At 71.5% G+C, this 14,542-nt stretch carries 15 protein-coding genes; 5 read left to right on the top strand and 10 right to left on the bottom strand.

What is annotated here, in order from left to right:
* Positions 1-15: 15 nt before the first annotated feature.
* Positions 16-954: a fumarylacetoacetate hydrolase family protein gene (locus ABD355_RS16145; RefSeq protein ID WP_344400990.1), complete on the bottom strand. Its 939-nt coding sequence runs from the start codon at positions 952-954 to the stop codon at positions 16-18.
* Positions 955-979: 25 nt separating this feature from the next.
* Complete coding sequence (locus ABD355_RS16140; protein ID WP_344400989.1) at positions 980-2,098, bottom strand: VOC family protein; 1,119 nt, start codon at positions 2,096-2,098, stop codon at positions 980-982.
* A 134-nt stretch (positions 2,099-2,232) separates the two neighbouring features.
* Between ABD355_RS16140 and ABD355_RS16135 the strand changes: the two genes are divergently transcribed.
* Positions 2,233-2,868, top strand: coding sequence for a TetR/AcrR family transcriptional regulator (locus ABD355_RS16135; RefSeq protein ID WP_344400987.1), 636 nt, complete (start codon positions 2,233-2,235; stop codon positions 2,866-2,868).
* Between the two features lie 18 nt (positions 2,869-2,886).
* Here ABD355_RS16135 and ABD355_RS16130 read toward each other — a convergent pair whose 3' ends face one another.
* Positions 2,887-4,497, bottom strand: coding sequence for an MFS transporter (locus tag ABD355_RS16130; RefSeq protein WP_344400986.1), 1,611 nt, complete (start codon positions 4,495-4,497; stop codon positions 2,887-2,889).
* 120 nt (positions 4,498-4,617) lie between these two features.
* On the opposite strand from ABD355_RS16130, the gene ABD355_RS16125 reads away from it, so the two are divergent.
* The gene (locus ABD355_RS16125) at positions 4,618-5,262 is read left to right on the top strand and encodes a TetR/AcrR family transcriptional regulator (RefSeq protein ID WP_344400985.1); all 645 of its coding nucleotides are present in this window, start codon (positions 4,618-4,620) and stop codon (positions 5,260-5,262) included.
* Between the two features lie 10 nt (positions 5,263-5,272).
* Positions 5,273-6,073, top strand: coding sequence for an LmeA family phospholipid-binding protein (locus tag ABD355_RS16120; protein ID WP_344400984.1), 801 nt, complete (start codon positions 5,273-5,275; stop codon positions 6,071-6,073).
* Between the two features lie 46 nt (positions 6,074-6,119).
* On the opposite strand, the gene ABD355_RS16115 is transcribed toward ABD355_RS16120, so the two are convergent.
* Both ABD355_RS16115 and ABD355_RS16110 read right to left on the bottom strand, forming a co-directional pair.
* Positions 6,120-7,445 carry an acyltransferase family protein gene (locus tag ABD355_RS16115; protein WP_344400983.1) on the bottom strand — a complete coding sequence of 442 codons (1,326 nt, stop codon included), beginning with the start codon at positions 7,443-7,445 and terminating at the stop codon, positions 6,120-6,122.
* A gap of 95 nt (positions 7,446-7,540) precedes the next feature.
* Positions 7,541-8,191: a TetR/AcrR family transcriptional regulator gene (locus tag ABD355_RS16110; protein WP_344400982.1), complete on the bottom strand. Its 651-nt coding sequence runs from the start codon at positions 8,189-8,191 to the stop codon at positions 7,541-7,543.
* Positions 8,192-8,418: 227 nt separating this feature from the next.
* Here ABD355_RS16110 and ABD355_RS16105 point away from each other — a divergent pair, with 227 nt between their 5' ends.
* The gene (locus ABD355_RS16105; RefSeq protein WP_344401231.1) at positions 8,419-8,859 is read left to right on the top strand and encodes an ATP-binding protein; all 441 of its coding nucleotides are present in this window, start codon (positions 8,419-8,421) and stop codon (positions 8,857-8,859) included.
* A gap of 13 nt (positions 8,860-8,872) precedes the next feature.
* Here ABD355_RS16105 and ABD355_RS16100 read toward each other — a convergent pair whose 3' ends face one another.
* Positions 8,873-9,463 carry a PadR family transcriptional regulator gene (locus ABD355_RS16100; RefSeq protein WP_344400981.1) on the bottom strand — a complete coding sequence of 197 codons (591 nt, stop codon included), beginning with the start codon at positions 9,461-9,463 and terminating at the stop codon, positions 8,873-8,875.
* A gap of 96 nt (positions 9,464-9,559) precedes the next feature.
* The gene (locus tag ABD355_RS16095) at positions 9,560-10,357 is read right to left on the bottom strand and encodes an SGNH/GDSL hydrolase family protein (RefSeq protein ID WP_344400979.1); all 798 of its coding nucleotides are present in this window, start codon (positions 10,355-10,357) and stop codon (positions 9,560-9,562) included.
* A 94-nt stretch (positions 10,358-10,451) separates the two neighbouring features.
* Between ABD355_RS16095 and ABD355_RS16090 the strand changes: the two genes are divergently transcribed.
* On the top strand, positions 10,452-11,414 hold the full coding sequence (locus ABD355_RS16090) for an alpha/beta fold hydrolase (protein ID WP_344400978.1): 963 nt from the start codon (positions 10,452-10,454) through the stop codon (positions 11,412-11,414).
* Positions 11,415-11,426: 12 nt separating this feature from the next.
* Here the strand turns inward: ABD355_RS16090 and ABD355_RS16085 are convergent, their stop codons facing one another.
* The 3 genes from ABD355_RS16085 to ABD355_RS16075 all read right to left on the bottom strand — a co-directional run bounded on the left by ABD355_RS16085 (position 11,427) and on the right by ABD355_RS16075 (position 14,517).
* Positions 11,427-12,206 carry an SDR family NAD(P)-dependent oxidoreductase gene (locus ABD355_RS16085; RefSeq protein ID WP_344400977.1) on the bottom strand — a complete coding sequence of 260 codons (780 nt, stop codon included), beginning with the start codon at positions 12,204-12,206 and terminating at the stop codon, positions 11,427-11,429.
* 124 nt (positions 12,207-12,330) lie between these two features.
* Positions 12,331-13,437 carry an NAD(P)/FAD-dependent oxidoreductase gene (locus ABD355_RS16080; RefSeq protein WP_344400976.1) on the bottom strand — a complete coding sequence of 369 codons (1,107 nt, stop codon included), beginning with the start codon at positions 13,435-13,437 and terminating at the stop codon, positions 12,331-12,333.
* A gap of 486 nt (positions 13,438-13,923) precedes the next feature.
* Entirely contained in the window at positions 13,924-14,517 is a 594-nt protein-coding gene (locus ABD355_RS16075) for a dihydrofolate reductase family protein (RefSeq protein WP_344400975.1), read from the bottom strand.
* Between the last annotated feature and the right edge of the window lie 25 nt (positions 14,518-14,542).

Raw genomic sequence — 14,542 nt, 5'->3', positions numbered from 1 at the left:
GGCTCACCTGGGCTCTCAGTTCGCGTCGGCGACGGGTGTGCGCTGCTCGCCGAGGTCGATGCGCCCGTCCGGGGTGGCGATGGTCGCGGTCACCACATCGCCCTGGTGCAGGTAGTGCGGATTGCGGGCCTGGCTCTTGAAGAACGCCTTCCATTTGGTCGCGGGCGGCAGCAGCGCGCCGATCTTCTCGACGGCCTTCGGCGGCGCCTTGAGTGCGGTGCCGCCGGGGGTGCCGGTCAGCAGCAGGTCGCCGGGGTCGAGGGTCTGGAAGCGGGCCAGCAGGGTCAGTGCCTGCGCGGGACGGACGATCATGTCGGCGAGGGTGCGGTCCTGGCGCAGATCGCCGTTGACGGACAACCTCAGCCGCAGGTCGAGGAGGTGGACGAAGTCGTCCGGCTCCAGCAGGGCCAGGTGGGGCCCAGTGGGCGTGAACGTGGGGTAGGACTTGCTCTCGTAGAACTGGGTCTTGGTCAGCTGTACGTCGCGTGCGCTCACGTCGTTGGTGATGACGAGCCCGGCGACGTAGGCGGGCAGGTCCCGCTCCTCGACGACGGTGCCCACGGGCAGGGGTGCGCCGAGGACGAGGCCGAGTTCGACCTCGTAGTCGAGGAACTTCACATGCGGCGGGCGGACGATGGCCTCGCCCGGACCGCTCACCGAGCCGGAGGCCTTGCGGAAGAAGGCGGGCGGGATGTCGCCGGTGAAGCCCGAATCGCGGGCGTGGCTGCGGTAGTTGACCATCTGGGCGACCACCCGGCAGGGGGTGGTCACCGGGGAGAGCGCCGCCAGGTCGGCGACGGGTGTGCCTGGCGCTTCGGAGGCGGCGGCCTCGCGTACGGCGGCGCGGTCGGCGAGCAGTTCGGCGGTGGTGAGGGCCAAGGTGTCGACCGGGACGGCGCGGTCGCCGCGGATCACCCACCAGCCGTCGGCGGTGCGCAGGACGTTGATGCTCATGTCGGTGCCTTCGTGAGGGAGGGGGTCAGGAGTTCGCGGCCTTCAGCAGGCCCAGCAGGCGCGCGGGGTCCATTTCGTTGTCGCCGCGCAGGGCCTGGACGACGTCGCGGACGCGCTGCGGGGACGGACTGGCGCCGAGGAAGTCGCGAGTGGCCGGCGGGCCCCACTGGGCGAGTCCGCTGGTGGACATGGGCGCCCAGCCGGGTTCGAGGTCGCAGGAGAACAGGTCGCCGTCGGCGAAGTGCTCCAGCATGAAGTGGTCGGGGTCGCGCCAGTAGTCGAAGAGCTGGCTGCCCTGGATGTGCCGGCCGATGCCCCAACTGCGCTTGTAGCCGCGTTCCTTGAGGTATTCGCCGCCTGCGGCGATCGAGTCGAGGTCGGTGACCTGGTAGGCCGAGTGGACGTAGCCGTTGGCCGGGCCCAGGTGCATGGCCAGGGTGTGGTGGTCGACCGCCAGGCTGCCCTGGTCGCAGCGGATGAAGGCCATGGTCGGACCGCGGCCGCGCTGTCCGTCGAGGAACAGGAAGTCGGACACGATCATGCCGAGGGTGTCCAGGTACCAGTCCAGGGCGCGGGCGAACACCCTTGTCTCCAGCACCACATGGCCCAGGCGCTGGATGCGGGACGGCTCGCGGGGCGGTCGCTGGGTGGCGTTGACACGGCGGTGGTCCGTGCCGAAGTTGAGGAGCAGTGGCTGCTGTCCGGGCAGTTCGGGCAGCTGCCCGGCGCAGTGGACGACCCGGACCGGGAAGCCGGAGGGGTCGAGGAGGTGCACGGCCCGGCCGCCGCCGGGGACGTCCGCGTCCCGTACGTCCGTCCCCGTCGCCCGGGCCACCCGGTCGAGGTCGGCGCGCTCGGCGGCGCGGAAGGCGGGCCCGATGAAGCGGGAGGTGCGGCCGCGCCGGATCACCATGCAGGGCGGGCCGGCGAAGGTGCCGCGCAGCCACAGCTCGCGCTCGGTGCGGGCGGCGACGTGGAAGCCGAAGTCGCGGGCGAAGACCTCGGCGCGGTCCAGGTCGGGCTTCTCGAACTCCAGCCAGGCCAGGTCCGCCACCTTGATGACGGGGTTCCGGGAGCGACCGGGGTGTTCGCCGCGCCGGGCGCCCTGCTCACTGTGGAGGTCCTGATGGGCCGTCCGGGACATGGTGTCCTCCAAGCAACGTTGCCATACTGATGAAATCATCAACTTTGACGTTGTCCTCGTCAAGGGTTCAGCGAGAGAAAATGATGGAATCATCAGAACTGTGATCGCCCTGGGGCCGCGGCTAGACTCGCCGCATGCCGACCTCAGCCCCGCCCAGCAACCGATTCGAGCGACGCCGTGCCGAGACCCGCCAGGCACTGGTCCGTGCGGCCCGGCAGATCCTCGCGGAGACGGGCGACACCAGCGCGAGCATCCAGGCGATCGCGGAGCGCGCGGACGTCGGCTTCGGGTCCTTCTACAACCACTTCGAGTCGAAGACGGAGCTGTTCGACGCCGCGGTGGTCGATGCGCTGGAGGAGTTCGGCCGGACCTTCGACGAGCGTCTGCGGGACATCGATGATCCGGCGGAGCTGGTCGCGGCGGGTTTCCGGCTCAGCGCGCGGATGGCGGAGTCGCACCCCGAACTGATGCAGGTCCTGCGCCACCGCGGGCTCGGCTATCTGCACTCCGAAAAGGGGCTTGCCCCTCGTGCGCTGCGCGACCTGGAGGCCGGTGTGGCCTCCGGCCGCTTCGCCCCGGTCGACCCCGTCGTCGCCCTGTCCGCGCTGGGCGGATCCCTGCTGGCCTTGGTGGAGCTGCGGTTCGCCCGTCCCGACCTGGACGGTGACGAGGCGGCGGCGAACCTGGTCGAGATGGTGCTGCGCATGCTGGGCGTGCCGCCGTACGACGCCCGCGAGGTCGTCCGGCGCCCGCTGCCCGACCTCGGCTGAGGGGCCGGGCGGGGCCTGTTACAGGGAGTCGGCGAGCTCCCGCTCCGCTGCCGGCACCGGCTCTTCCGTCCGGTGCCTGCCGGCGATCCGGCGGCCGGGCAGCACCGCGAGGACGATCACCGTCCCGGCGGCCATGATGATCCCGCCGACCAGGCTGGTCTGCGCGACACCGTGGGCAAAGGACTCGTGCACGGCGTCCACGAGGGCCTGCGCCTGCTGCGGCCCGCCGGCGGGGTTCTTCGCGACCTGCTCGGCGACCGCGAGGCCGCCACCCACCGAGTCCTTGGCCGTGTCCAGCGCGGCAGCCGGGAGGTGGCCGCCGATCAGTTGGGTCAGCTTGTCGCGGTAGGCGGTGCCGAGCAGCGAGCCGAGGATCGCGATTCCCAGGGAGCCGCCGAGTTCCAGCGCGGTGTCGTTGGCACCGCCGCCGACGCCCAGCTCGCTCTCCGGGAAGGAGCCCATGATGGTGTCGGTGGCCGGGGAGACGCTCAGGCCGATCGCGAAGCCGAGCAGCAGCATCGTCGGCAGGAAGTCGGCGTACGTGGCGCTCTTGTCGACCTGCGTGAGCAGGAAGACGCCCACGGTGCCGATCACCATGCCGGCCGTCACCATCGGCTTCATGCCCAGCTTCGGGGTCAGCCGGCCGGTGATCGCGGCGCCGAGGAAGACGGCACCGGCCAGCGGCAGCAGCCGTACGCCGGTCTCCAGGGCGTCGTAGCCGAGGACGAACTGCAGGAACTGGGTGGCGTAGTAGATCGCGCCGAAGGTGCCGAAGAAGAAGAACAGCACCGCGAGCATGGAGCCGCTGAAGGGGCGCAGCCGGAACTTGCGGACGTCCAGCATGGGGTGCGGGTGGCGCAGCTCCCAGGCGACGAAGGCCAACAGGCCGACTCCTGCGACCACGGCCGCGGTGATCGGGCCGGCGCCCCAGCCGAAGTGCGGGCCCTGGATGGTCGCATAGACCAGGCTGCCGACCGAGACGATGGAGAGCAGACCGCCGACGTAGTCGATCCGGCCCATCTTCTCCGCCTTGGACGGCGGGACCAGCACCAGGGCACCGATGACGGCGACGACCGCGATGGGGACGTTGATCAGGAACGTCGAGCCCCAGGCGTGGTCCCCCAGCAGGTAGCCGGCGACCAGGGGGCCGACGGCGATGGCGAGGCCGGAGGTGGCGGTCCAGGCCGTGATGGCCTTGGCGCGCTCGCGCCTGGGGAAGATCGCGACGAGCAGTGACAGCGTGGCCGGCATGACCACGGCGGCGCCGACGCCCATGATCGCGCGGGCCGTGACGACCAGAGCGGTCTGGTCGACCTGACTGCCCATCACCGAGCCGCCGGCGAAGATCACCAAGCCGGTGAGGAGCGCGCCGCGGCGGCTGTACTTGTCGCCGATCGAGCCCAGGACCAGCATCAGCGCGGCGTACGGGACGGTGTAGCCGTCGATGACCCACTGCAGGTCGCTGCTGCTCAGGCCGAGGTCCTTGGTCATGTCGGGCGCGGCCACGATCAGCGACGTGTTCGCCATGACGACGATCAGCAGGCTCAGACACAGGACCAGCAGGGCCCACCAGCGCCGTGCGTACGGGCCGGTCATCTTCTCGACGGGTGTGGTGGCAAGGAAGGGCATGGGGGCTCCTAGCGGGACGAGTTATTTGCCCATCGGTGTGCAGACTAGTTTATTGCCCATCGGTGTGTAAATATTTCGGGGACCCTTCCCAGCCGTCTTGCTTACGACCGAGGTACCGATGTGACCGGCCGATCCGCCCCGCCCGTGCCCCGGCGCCCCGCGGCACCCTCCACCCGCACCCGCATCCTGGAAGCGGCTCTGCAGGAGCTGGCCCGCAGCCCCGACAGCACCCTCGCCGACATGGCCGAGGCGGCCGGGGTCGCACGTCGCACGGTCTACGTCCACTTCGCCGGCCGGTCCGCGCTGGTGAAGGGCATCGCCGCGGACGCCGCGGAGGCGATCCGCCGCGCCGTCGCGACCACCGGCGCCCCGGGCGCCGACGCCGCGGCCGCCCTGGCCCGCTTCGTCCTCACGCTGTGGCCGGTCGGCAACCGCTACCGCGTCCTGATCGGCCTCGCCCGCCAGGACCTCGACCCCGGCCAGGTCGACGAGGTCCTCTCCCCCGCCCGCGCCACGGTCACCGCGATCCTCGCCCTCGGTCAGCAACAAGGCGTCTTCCACGCCCGTGTGCCGCCGGCCCCGCTCGGCAGGGCCATCGAAGCGCTGTTGCTCGCGCTCCTGGACCGCGTCAACAGCGGGACCTGGACCGACGACGGCACCCGGGCCGCCACCGCGGCGCTGATCGCCGCGGGAGTCGGCAGCGATGCCGCGGCCACCACGGTTCACCGTCTGCATCACACCGGGCAGGCACACCCACCCCGCTGAAGGAGAGTTCATGTACCGGCCCGAACACGGCTACGAGGACGACGTCACGTACGCGTCGTTCGCAGTGTCCCCGCCCCCGCCCCGCAGGAGCCGACGGTCGGCCGTCATCGCCGGAGCCGCCCTGGCCGCGCTCATCCTCATACCCCTGGCGGTCGACCGGATCGCGGCGGCCCACACGGAGTCGCGCACGGCGACGGCGTTCCAGCAGGGCATGCGCGCACCCGAGCGGCCTGAGGTCGACGTCCACGGCTTCCCCGTGCTGACCCAGCTGGCCTCCGGGACGCTGCGGCACGTGGACATCACCGCGCACGACCTGCCGGCCGACGGATCCGACCGCCCGCTGCCCGTCTCCCGGCTCGACCTCGATCTGCACGGGCTCACGAAGTCCGACGACGACACCGAGGCGCGGGCCCGCTCGGCCGCGGCGACCGCCTTCCTGTCCTACCCGGACCTCTCCAACGCCCTCGGCCCGGAGGTGTCCCAGGGAGCCGGCCCCGGCCGCATCGGCGCCAAGGTGCAGCTGCCCTTCGGCGACGAGGTCGCGGTCTCGGCGACGGTTTCGGCGGCCTCCGGCAACCGCATCACGTTCGGGAAGTTCACGGTCGCGGGCGGCGCGCTCCCCTCCGCCGGGCAGACCCTGCTCAACAGGGTCTTCGATCAGCCGATCCAACTGCGGAACATCCCCGACGGCCTGCACCTGTGCTCCGTCACCACCACGGCGACCGGCCTCAGCGCCCACTTCTCGGGCAAGTCGGTGACCTTTCACGCCAGGGACGGCTCGCAGGGCGGCGCGTCGTACGGGAGTGCGTGAGGACATACCAACGGGCCCTCATGTCCCGTCCCTCGGCGTGGGGCCGTCAGGCCGCCTCCTCCAAGGCGTCGCCCTTGGCGCGCTCAGTACTGCTGGGCTCCGTCGGCCGCCGGTGGATAAGTACCAGCGCCGCGCCCACGGCCAGGGCCAGGGCGGGCAGCGCGGGGAAGCGGCCGTCGGTTGTGAAGCCGCGCGTGGCGAAGCGGCTGAGGGCGGTGGCGCATACGGCCAGGCCCGGCCAGAGCAGCCAGGGGCGGTACGGGCCGGCGTCCGGGCGGATCCGCTCGTACCGCTTCACCAGGCCGCCCTCCCACCGCTGTACGGCTGACACCACAGCGACCAGGACGACGCCGAGGACCAGCAGCCAGGGCACTCGTAGCGCCCACCAAGCGGCGGATCCGAGGGCGGGCTCGGGTGCGAGGCCGGTGAGGTAGAACGCGGCGGCTACCACCAGCACCGGCAGCATGTGCCACAGATACAGCGTCATGCTGACGCCGCCCACCGAGCGCACCACCCGCCACACCCGCTCGCGCTGCAGGACGCGCCGCAGCACCGGTGCGGCGAGCAGGCATGCGCCCACCTGGGCGACCGCCCAGCACAGCATCGCCGCCGACGGCGGGTTGGTGTTGCTGGGCGTCTGCCCCGTGACCAGGATCAGGCTGACCGGGAAGGGACCGAGCGCGACCAGCACCGCGAAGGCAAGTCCGCCGCCCGCGGCCAGCGCCGCAGGCAGCAGCGGCCGACGTTCCGTCAGCAGGCCGTCGTGCCGGCAGAAGCCGAGCTGGTAGGCGACGCCCCAGACCAGAACGTAGTTGAGCAGGCCGACGTGGGAGGCGTGCCCGGTGAGCACCACCGTGTCCGCGATCAGGGCGACCGCGCCCATGGCCAGGGGGACGGCGAGCCCCCAGCGCCGGTGCGCCGCGTGCAGGGCCGGCGTCAGGGCGCTGAGCAGCAGATACACCGGCAGGAACCAGAACTGCATCGCCATGGCCCACCCGACGAGCGCGAGCGTGCCCGGGTCGACGCCGACCGCCGAGCAGACCCCGACGGCGAGCAGGACCAGGCCGCTGTACAGGGTCGTCGGCAGCAGCAGGCGCACCGCCCGTCGCCCCACCCAGCCGGTGGCCGTCCCGCCCGCCGACCGCGTCCGCGCCCAGGAGCCCGCCGCCGCATGGCCTCCGGCCAGGAAGAACAGCGGCATGATCTGGAAGAGCAGGGTCAGCCACTGGGTCCAGGGCACGCTCGCCAGCAGCTCCGGGGCGGTGAGCTCACCGCCGGGCCCGTGCAGCAGGGCGGTGATCAGCCAGTGGCCGAGCACGACCAGGACGATCGCCCACGCCCGCAGGAAGTCGACGTACCGGTCTCGGCTCATGCCTCGCCATGCTGCCGCAGCCACACCACCGACACGGCAGGACGTCCGGGCCGCAACCAATCCGTGCCCGGTACGAGATCACCCGGATCCGCGACTCACACGTCCGCGGCCGGCTCCTCGCGCGGCACGATCGCCGCGACCTCCTCGACCACCGTGCTCGCCTGCTTCTCCGGCACGCCGGCCGCGATCAGTGTGGCGACGGCCGTACGGGTGCCGTCGTCCTCCAGCGCCCCGGTGTTGACGTCCTCCAGCAGCGCGACCGTCATCGCCTCCAGTCCGGCGCTCAGCACGGCGGGCGGCAGATGGGAGTGGAAGACGCCGTCGCGCTGTCCGCGTTCCAGGATGGCCGTGACCACCTCGCGGGCCGGGGCCAGGACCTCGGTCACCCGCTCCGCACCCAGGTCCCGCCGGGCCAGGCCCAACAGCATCCGGTAGCGGTCGCCCACCGGCCAGATGCGGAGCACGAAGTACGCGAGCGCCCGGTCGGCCGGCTCCTCGGGCCGCACCCCGTCCACCAGCACTTCCCTGAACGTCTCGGACGCCTCTTCGGCGAGTGCCTCCAGCAGGGCGGAGCGGCCGGGGAAGTGACCGAAGAGGGTACGCCGTACGACACCTGCGGCGCGCGCGAGTTCCTCGAGGGTGATGTCGGGGTTGCGGCCGAGCTCCCGGCGGGCCGTGGCCAGGATGCGCGCCCGGTTGGACCGCGAGTTGCGGCGCAGCGGTACACGGGCGGCGGGCTTGGTCACGGTTCAACCTCGGCGGTGCGTGGGCGGGTCGGCTGAGCAGGCGCAATGGCGTCCATTTTGGCACGGCGCCCGTCTGACCAGACCGGCTACGCAGCAGACAGTAGGCGACACTCGGCCAGATATGGCCGGATTCAACCGCCCCTCGTGTGCGCAGTGACATTCATCTGTCACTGTGCGCTTATTCGAGTGTCGAGATCTTTTTTCGATGTCATTCGGGAGGGATGCGTGTGCTGAGGCGTGAGGCGTTCCGGCTTCCCCGTCATCCGGCTTCGGTCGGCTTCGCCCGGTACCGGGTACGGCAGCATCTGGCCAGCTGGGGACACGCGTCGAACGACGAGATGACGGAGAGGGTCGTCCTGCTGGCCTCCGAGCTGGCGGCGAACGTCGTGCGTCACGGGCCCATCCTTGAGCGCGAGTTCGAGTTGGCGGTGACGGCACGGGCGGACGGCTCCTGCTTCATAGCCGTCTCCGACGAGAGCCCCGCGCAGCCGGTCCTGCATGACGTGCCCACCGGTGACGACGAGAAGGGGCGCGGCCTGCACCTCGTCGACCAGCTCGCCCAGACCTGGGGTGTACGGCCCCGGGGCCGCCACGGCAAGACGGTGTGGGCCGTGGTGCGCCATCCCCGCCCGCACACCGTCCCCGGCCTGCAGAAGCCGTGCGGATAGCGCACCGGCCGGGTCAGTCGCCGGACGGTTCGGCGAGTGCCGCGGCGCGCTGTTCGAGCCTCTTGAGGGCCGTCTCGCTCCACTGCAGGTTGGCCCGCTCGAGGGCGATGCCGCCCTGCAGGGTGAGGTAGGGGCCGATGCGCTCGGCGGTGGCGAGGTACTCGTCCTCGGTGCGGCCGTCGAGCATGCGATCCTGCATGCGCAGGTAGCGGGCGAGCTTGGCGGTGGCCCGCTCGAAGCGCTCGGCGACCGAGGCGCGTACGGCCTCGAAGTCTCCGACGTCACCGATGTCGACGCACTGGACCTTGACCATCAGCTCGTCCCGCAGGGCCGGTGGCTTGGCCGGGGCCTCGCCGACGTAGTCGCGCAGGACGTCCAGGCCGGCCTCGGTGAGCGAGAAGAGCCGCTTGTTGGGCCGGCGCTCCTGCTGGACGACCCGCGCGGAGACGAGCCCCTCGCTCTCCATGCGCTCCAGCTCGCGGTAGAGCTGCTGCGGGGTGGCCATCCAGAAGTTGGCGACGGAGGCCTCGAAGCCCTTCGCGAGGTCGTACCCGGACGCCTCACCCTCCAGAAGCGCGGCCATCACCGCGTTGCGCAGAGCCATTGCCCCAATTTAACACCTTGTTGATTAGTCAATAGGACGACTACTACGGCGGGTCGGGCGCCTGACGGCGCGACTTGGGGCTCAGTCCCGTACGGCTCAGGAGGCGCCGTCGGCGAATGCGGTCACCGGGAGGAGTGCGGGTCGCTTGGGCCGGCGGCCGTCGCCGGAGGAGCGGCCGCGCACCCGCCGTATGATCCAGGGCCCCAAGAAGGCGCCCGCCCAGCGCAGTTCGGCCCCGACGGCCCGCAGGCCCGTGCGGGCCACCGCTTCGGGAGGCAGCGGTCGTGTCCAGCTGTCGTCGCTGCCCGGCAGGTCGAGGGCGTGGGCGACGGCGGCCGCGATGAGGGCGTGGCCGAGCGGGCTCGCGTGCAGCCGGTCGGGGCTCCACATCCGGGGATCGGTCACCGCCGGGTGGGGCCAGGAGTCGGCCAGGGCGACGCCGTGCCGTCGGGCCGCCTCCCGGATGCGGGCGTTCAGGGCGAGGACGCGGGGTGCGAGCGGCCGGGCCGAGGGGGCGAGCCGGCCGGGGTCGGGGAAGGTGACCGTCGCGACGCGGGCGCCCTGTCCGATGAGTGCGGCGAACATGGCCTCCAGATGGCCGGCGACCTCGTCCGCGTCGAACCGGGGCCGCAGCACGTCGTTGAGGCCGGCGACGACCGTGGCGAGGTCGGGCCGCAACTCCAGTGCGGGCGCCAGCTGTTCGGCGCGCACCTGCCCGGCCAGCCGCCCGCGCACGGCGAGGTTGGCGTACAGCAGGCCCGGGCTCTCCCGTGCGATCTGCTCGGCGAGCCGGTCCGCCCAGCCGCGCAGCCCCCGGACGTCGTCGCCGTCGCCGACGCCTTCGGTCTGGCTGTCACCGACTGCGACGTACCGGAGATATCCACTGCCGGCCACGGACCTACCGCCTTCGATATAGGTGACTAATCTCTTACTCGCATTGTTGACTATATCGGCCACCGAAGATCACGAAGGACGTAGGCTCGTACCCATGGTTGAGCATCGAATGGTCGACGTGAACGGCATTCGGCTGCACGTGGCGGAGGAGGGCGAAGGCCCCCTGGTCGTGCTGCTGCACGGCTTCCCCGAGTCCTGGCACTCCTGGCATCACCAGTTCGGTCCGCTGGCCGGTGCCGGCTTCCGCGTCGTCGCGCCCGACCAGCGCGGATACGGGGGCAGCGACCACCCCGCCGAGGTGGGCGCCTACAGCATCCTCCACCTGGTCGGCGACGTCGTCGGGCTGATCCATGCGTTCGGCGAGGAGCAGGCGTTCGTCGTCGGGCACGACTGGGGCGCCCCGGTCGCCTGGCACACCGCACTGCTGCGTCCGGACGTCGTGCGCGGGGTCGCCGGTCTGAGCGTGCCGCCGCCGTTCCGTGGCTCCCGGCCGCCGCTGGCCGTCATGGACGAGCGGTTCGACGGCCGCTTCTACTGGAACTACTTCAGCCAACCCGGCGTCGCGGATGCCGAGTTGGCGCAGGACACCCGTACGGCCCTGCGGAAGATCTTCTACACGGCTTCCGGCGACGCGCCCGGTGCCGGCTCGGGCGCCCAGCCGTTGATCGAACCCGGCCAGGGCTGGCTGGCGACCATGGCGGACCCCGAGACCCTGCCCGAGTGGTTCACCGAGGCGGACCTCGACGCCCTCACCGAGAGCTTCTCCCAGGGCTTCACCGGGGCGCTGAACTGGTACCGCAACCTCGATCGCAACTGGGAACTGACCGCGCCCTGGCACGGCGCCGTCGTCAGCACGCCCGCCCTGTACATGTACGGCGACCGCGACCTGGTCCCCGCCTTCCCCGGCACGCCCGAACTCATCGCGGCCCTGCCGGACCTGATGCCCGACCTGCGCCGCGAACCGGTCAGGTTGGCGGGCTGCGGCCACTGGACGCAGCAGGAGCGTCCCCGCGAGGTGAACGAGGCGCTCATCGACTTCCTCACCGAACTCCTGTGAACACTGGCGTGATCAGTGGACGGACAGTCCGCCGTCGACGAAGAGGGCCTGCCCGGTGACGTAGGCGGAGGCGCGGCTCGCCAGGAACACCGCCGCACCCGCGAAGTCGTCGGCCAGCCCGTTGCGCCCGACCATGGTGCGCGCGGCCAGCGCCGCCACCTTCTCGGGGTCGGACGACAGCCGCTCGTTGAGCGGGGTCATCACAAAGCCCGGCACCAGCGTGTTGCAGGTGACGCCGTACGGCGACCACGCCTCGGCCTGGGAACGCGCCAGGGACTCCAGCGCCCCCTTGGACACCCCGTAGGCCCCGCTCTGCACGAACGCCCGGTGCGCCTGCTGGGAGGTGACGTGGATGATCCGTCCGAACCCCCGTTCGGCCATGCCGGGGCCGAAGCGCTGCCCCAGCAGGAAGGGCGCCTCGAGGTTCACCGCCATCGTGGTGTCCCAGACGTCCTCGCCCAACTCCCCCATGGGCGGGCGCAGATTGATCCCGGCACTGTTGACGAGGATGTCGGGCTCCCCGAACACCCCGGCCGCCTTGTCGGCCGCCGCGCGCACGCCGTCGCGACTGCCCAGGTCGGCGCTGACCCAGGCCGCCCTGCAGCCCTCGGCCGTCAGCTCGTCGACCGTCACGGTCAGCTCCGCCTCCCTGCGCGCCACGACCACCACGCTCGCCCCGGCCCGTGCGAGGGCCCCGGCGATGGCCCGCCCGATGCCGGAACTGCCACCGGTCACCACGGCGACGCGGTCGCCGAGCGAGAACAGTTCGGAGAGGTACGTCTGTGAGGTCATGCCCGCACCCTAGACACACGCGCCCCATAGGAGCGCGAGGAACTGCGCGACCAGCCACAACGGAGCCGCGGACAGACGACGAGACTTCGCGGCACCCCCACTTCGCGGCATCCCCAGCGGAGCGTCAGGCTGCGGTGTAACCGAGTTGGCGCCTCATGTACGGGGTCATGAGAGTCTTCGCCTTGGCCAGCACCGAGGTGCGGCCGCCGAGGACCGCGCTCTCGCCGCCCGGCACGGGCAGCAGCGTCAGACCGTCGGCCGGGCCGAAGGGCACGATGAGCGGGGTGCGGTGGATCGGCCGGTACATGCGCGGTTCCTTGCGGTGCTTGCCGGAGCTGTTCAGGTAGGTGCGGATGTTCCAGGCGGCGAGGTCGGCCTGGGCCAGCGCGGCGGGGGTGATCTTGAGTTCGGTGGCGTCGTTCACGTCGCCGACGGCGAACACGTCCAGCCGTCCCGCCACCCGCAGGGTCCGGTCGACTTTGACGTGCCCGGCCGGGTTCAGCCAGTCGCCGTGTCCACCCAGCCGCAGCCAGAGCGTGTTGGGCGTGGTGCCGGTCGCCCAGAAGGAGAGGTCGGCCTCGATGACGGTGCCGTGCGCGTCGCGATAGGTGCCGAAGTCGTTGCCGGGCGACATGAACGAGTCGAGCCGTACCTCCACGTCGTGGGACTCCAGCCAGGCCCGCGCCCTGCGTCCGACCCGCTCGACACCCGTGGAGTGCAGCAGTGCCGGCCCGGAGTGGGCGAGGGTGACCCGGGCGCCCGGCCGGGCCAGGCGTACCTCGGCGGCGAGTTCGACACCGGAGGGGCCGCCGCCGACGACGAGGACATGCCCGGCCGCGGCGATCTTCTGCTGGTGTCCGGCGAAGGACTTGACCGCCTCGTCAGTGGTGGTGCCGGTGAAGCGGGCAGGTTCGGGGTAATCGGCGCCGGTGGCGATCACCACCACGTCGTACGGCAGCCTCTCCCCCGTGGCCAGGACGACCTGCCGTTCGGTGGTGTCGATACGGACCGCCTTGCCCACGGCCACCCGGCCGTTGCGCAGCAGCCGGTCGTACGGGATGAAGGGGGTCACGGACCACTCCGGGCGAACTCCGGCCCGCAGCGAGGCGATACGGTGGAAGAAGACCTCCTTGCGGTCCACCAGCGTGACCCGCGCCACCGAGTCCAGTCGCTTCGCCAGCCGAACTCCCGCGTAGCCGCCGCCGATCACTACTACGTCGCCGTCGCGCACAACGCGTCTCCTGTGCCTGTGGGGGGATGCGAGCGCCGCGATGTGGGGCTTCCTCGGCCACTCGAAGTGCGAAAGAGCGTACCGCTTGAAACTTAAAGCTCTCATGGGGCTTTGTGGGGATTCCGTGAAGCGAACGCGACGGCGTGGATGCGCCGCGGGCCTGATGTTCACATCCCGCGAGGCGTGGGCCGTACCAGGCCCGTCCGGTAGGCGATGAGGCGGACGGACAGGACGCTCAGGAAGAGCTGCCGGCCGGGCCCGGGGCGGGACCGCCTGAGGAAACCGGTGATCAGGGCGCGGGTGGCGCCAGGTTTCCCGCCAGGCCGGCCCGTCCGGGTTCGACCAGGGCATCAGGCTCGCCGGGCGGGGCCCTGCGCGTCGTCGTCTCTGTGCAGGCACCGGATGGAGTGAAAGCGCGGTAGCCGCTGTCCGGTTTCTCCTCCGGAGGCACGATCGTGGCGAGGCGGCTTTGACAGGTTTCCGCGACTACTTGTTGACGGCGTAATAGAGGTGCGTGACTCCGGCACTCTCGACGACTCGCGGGGTGCCAAGCGTGAGGGGAGCGTTGGCGAGGTCTCCGACGAGGCGGGTACCGGCGCCCAGGAGTACGGGGACGAGGTCGACCTGGAGCTCGTCCACCAGCCCGGCGTCCAGGGCCTGGCGGGCCAGGTCGCCCGCGGCCACACCCACGTCGCGCGCACCGGCGGTGGCCTTTGCCTGCTGGATCGCACTGTGCAAGCCGTCGGTGACGAACGTGAAGGGGGCCTCCGGGTGGGCCCAGTCGGCGGGCGCCCGGTGGGTGACGACGTAGACCGGCACACCGAAGGGATGCCTACCGCCCCAGCCCTGGGTGACGTCGAACAGCCGGCGGCCGACCACGAGCGCCCCGAAGGCCGCCATCTGTTGCCGCAGGTGCTCCGCGCTGGGCGGCGACAGCCGGAAGGACCAGCGCGGATCGGCGGACGGCACCTCGATGTCCCCGTTGCGGTGCCAGGCGAAGAGATGCTCGAAACCCGTCTCGGCCGGACCGGCGATGAACCCGTCGAGGGACATCGACGCCGAGGTGGTGACCTTGCCCATCAGGATCTCTCCCGTCTGTGTCTCT

Source organism: Streptomyces longisporus, assembly GCF_039532765.1.
GTDB classification, from domain to species: Bacteria; Actinomycetota; Actinomycetes; order Streptomycetales; family Streptomycetaceae; genus Streptomyces; species Streptomyces longisporus.
Note: the sequence above shows the minus strand (reverse complement) of the source record. Positions and strands in the feature narration are given on the sequence as shown.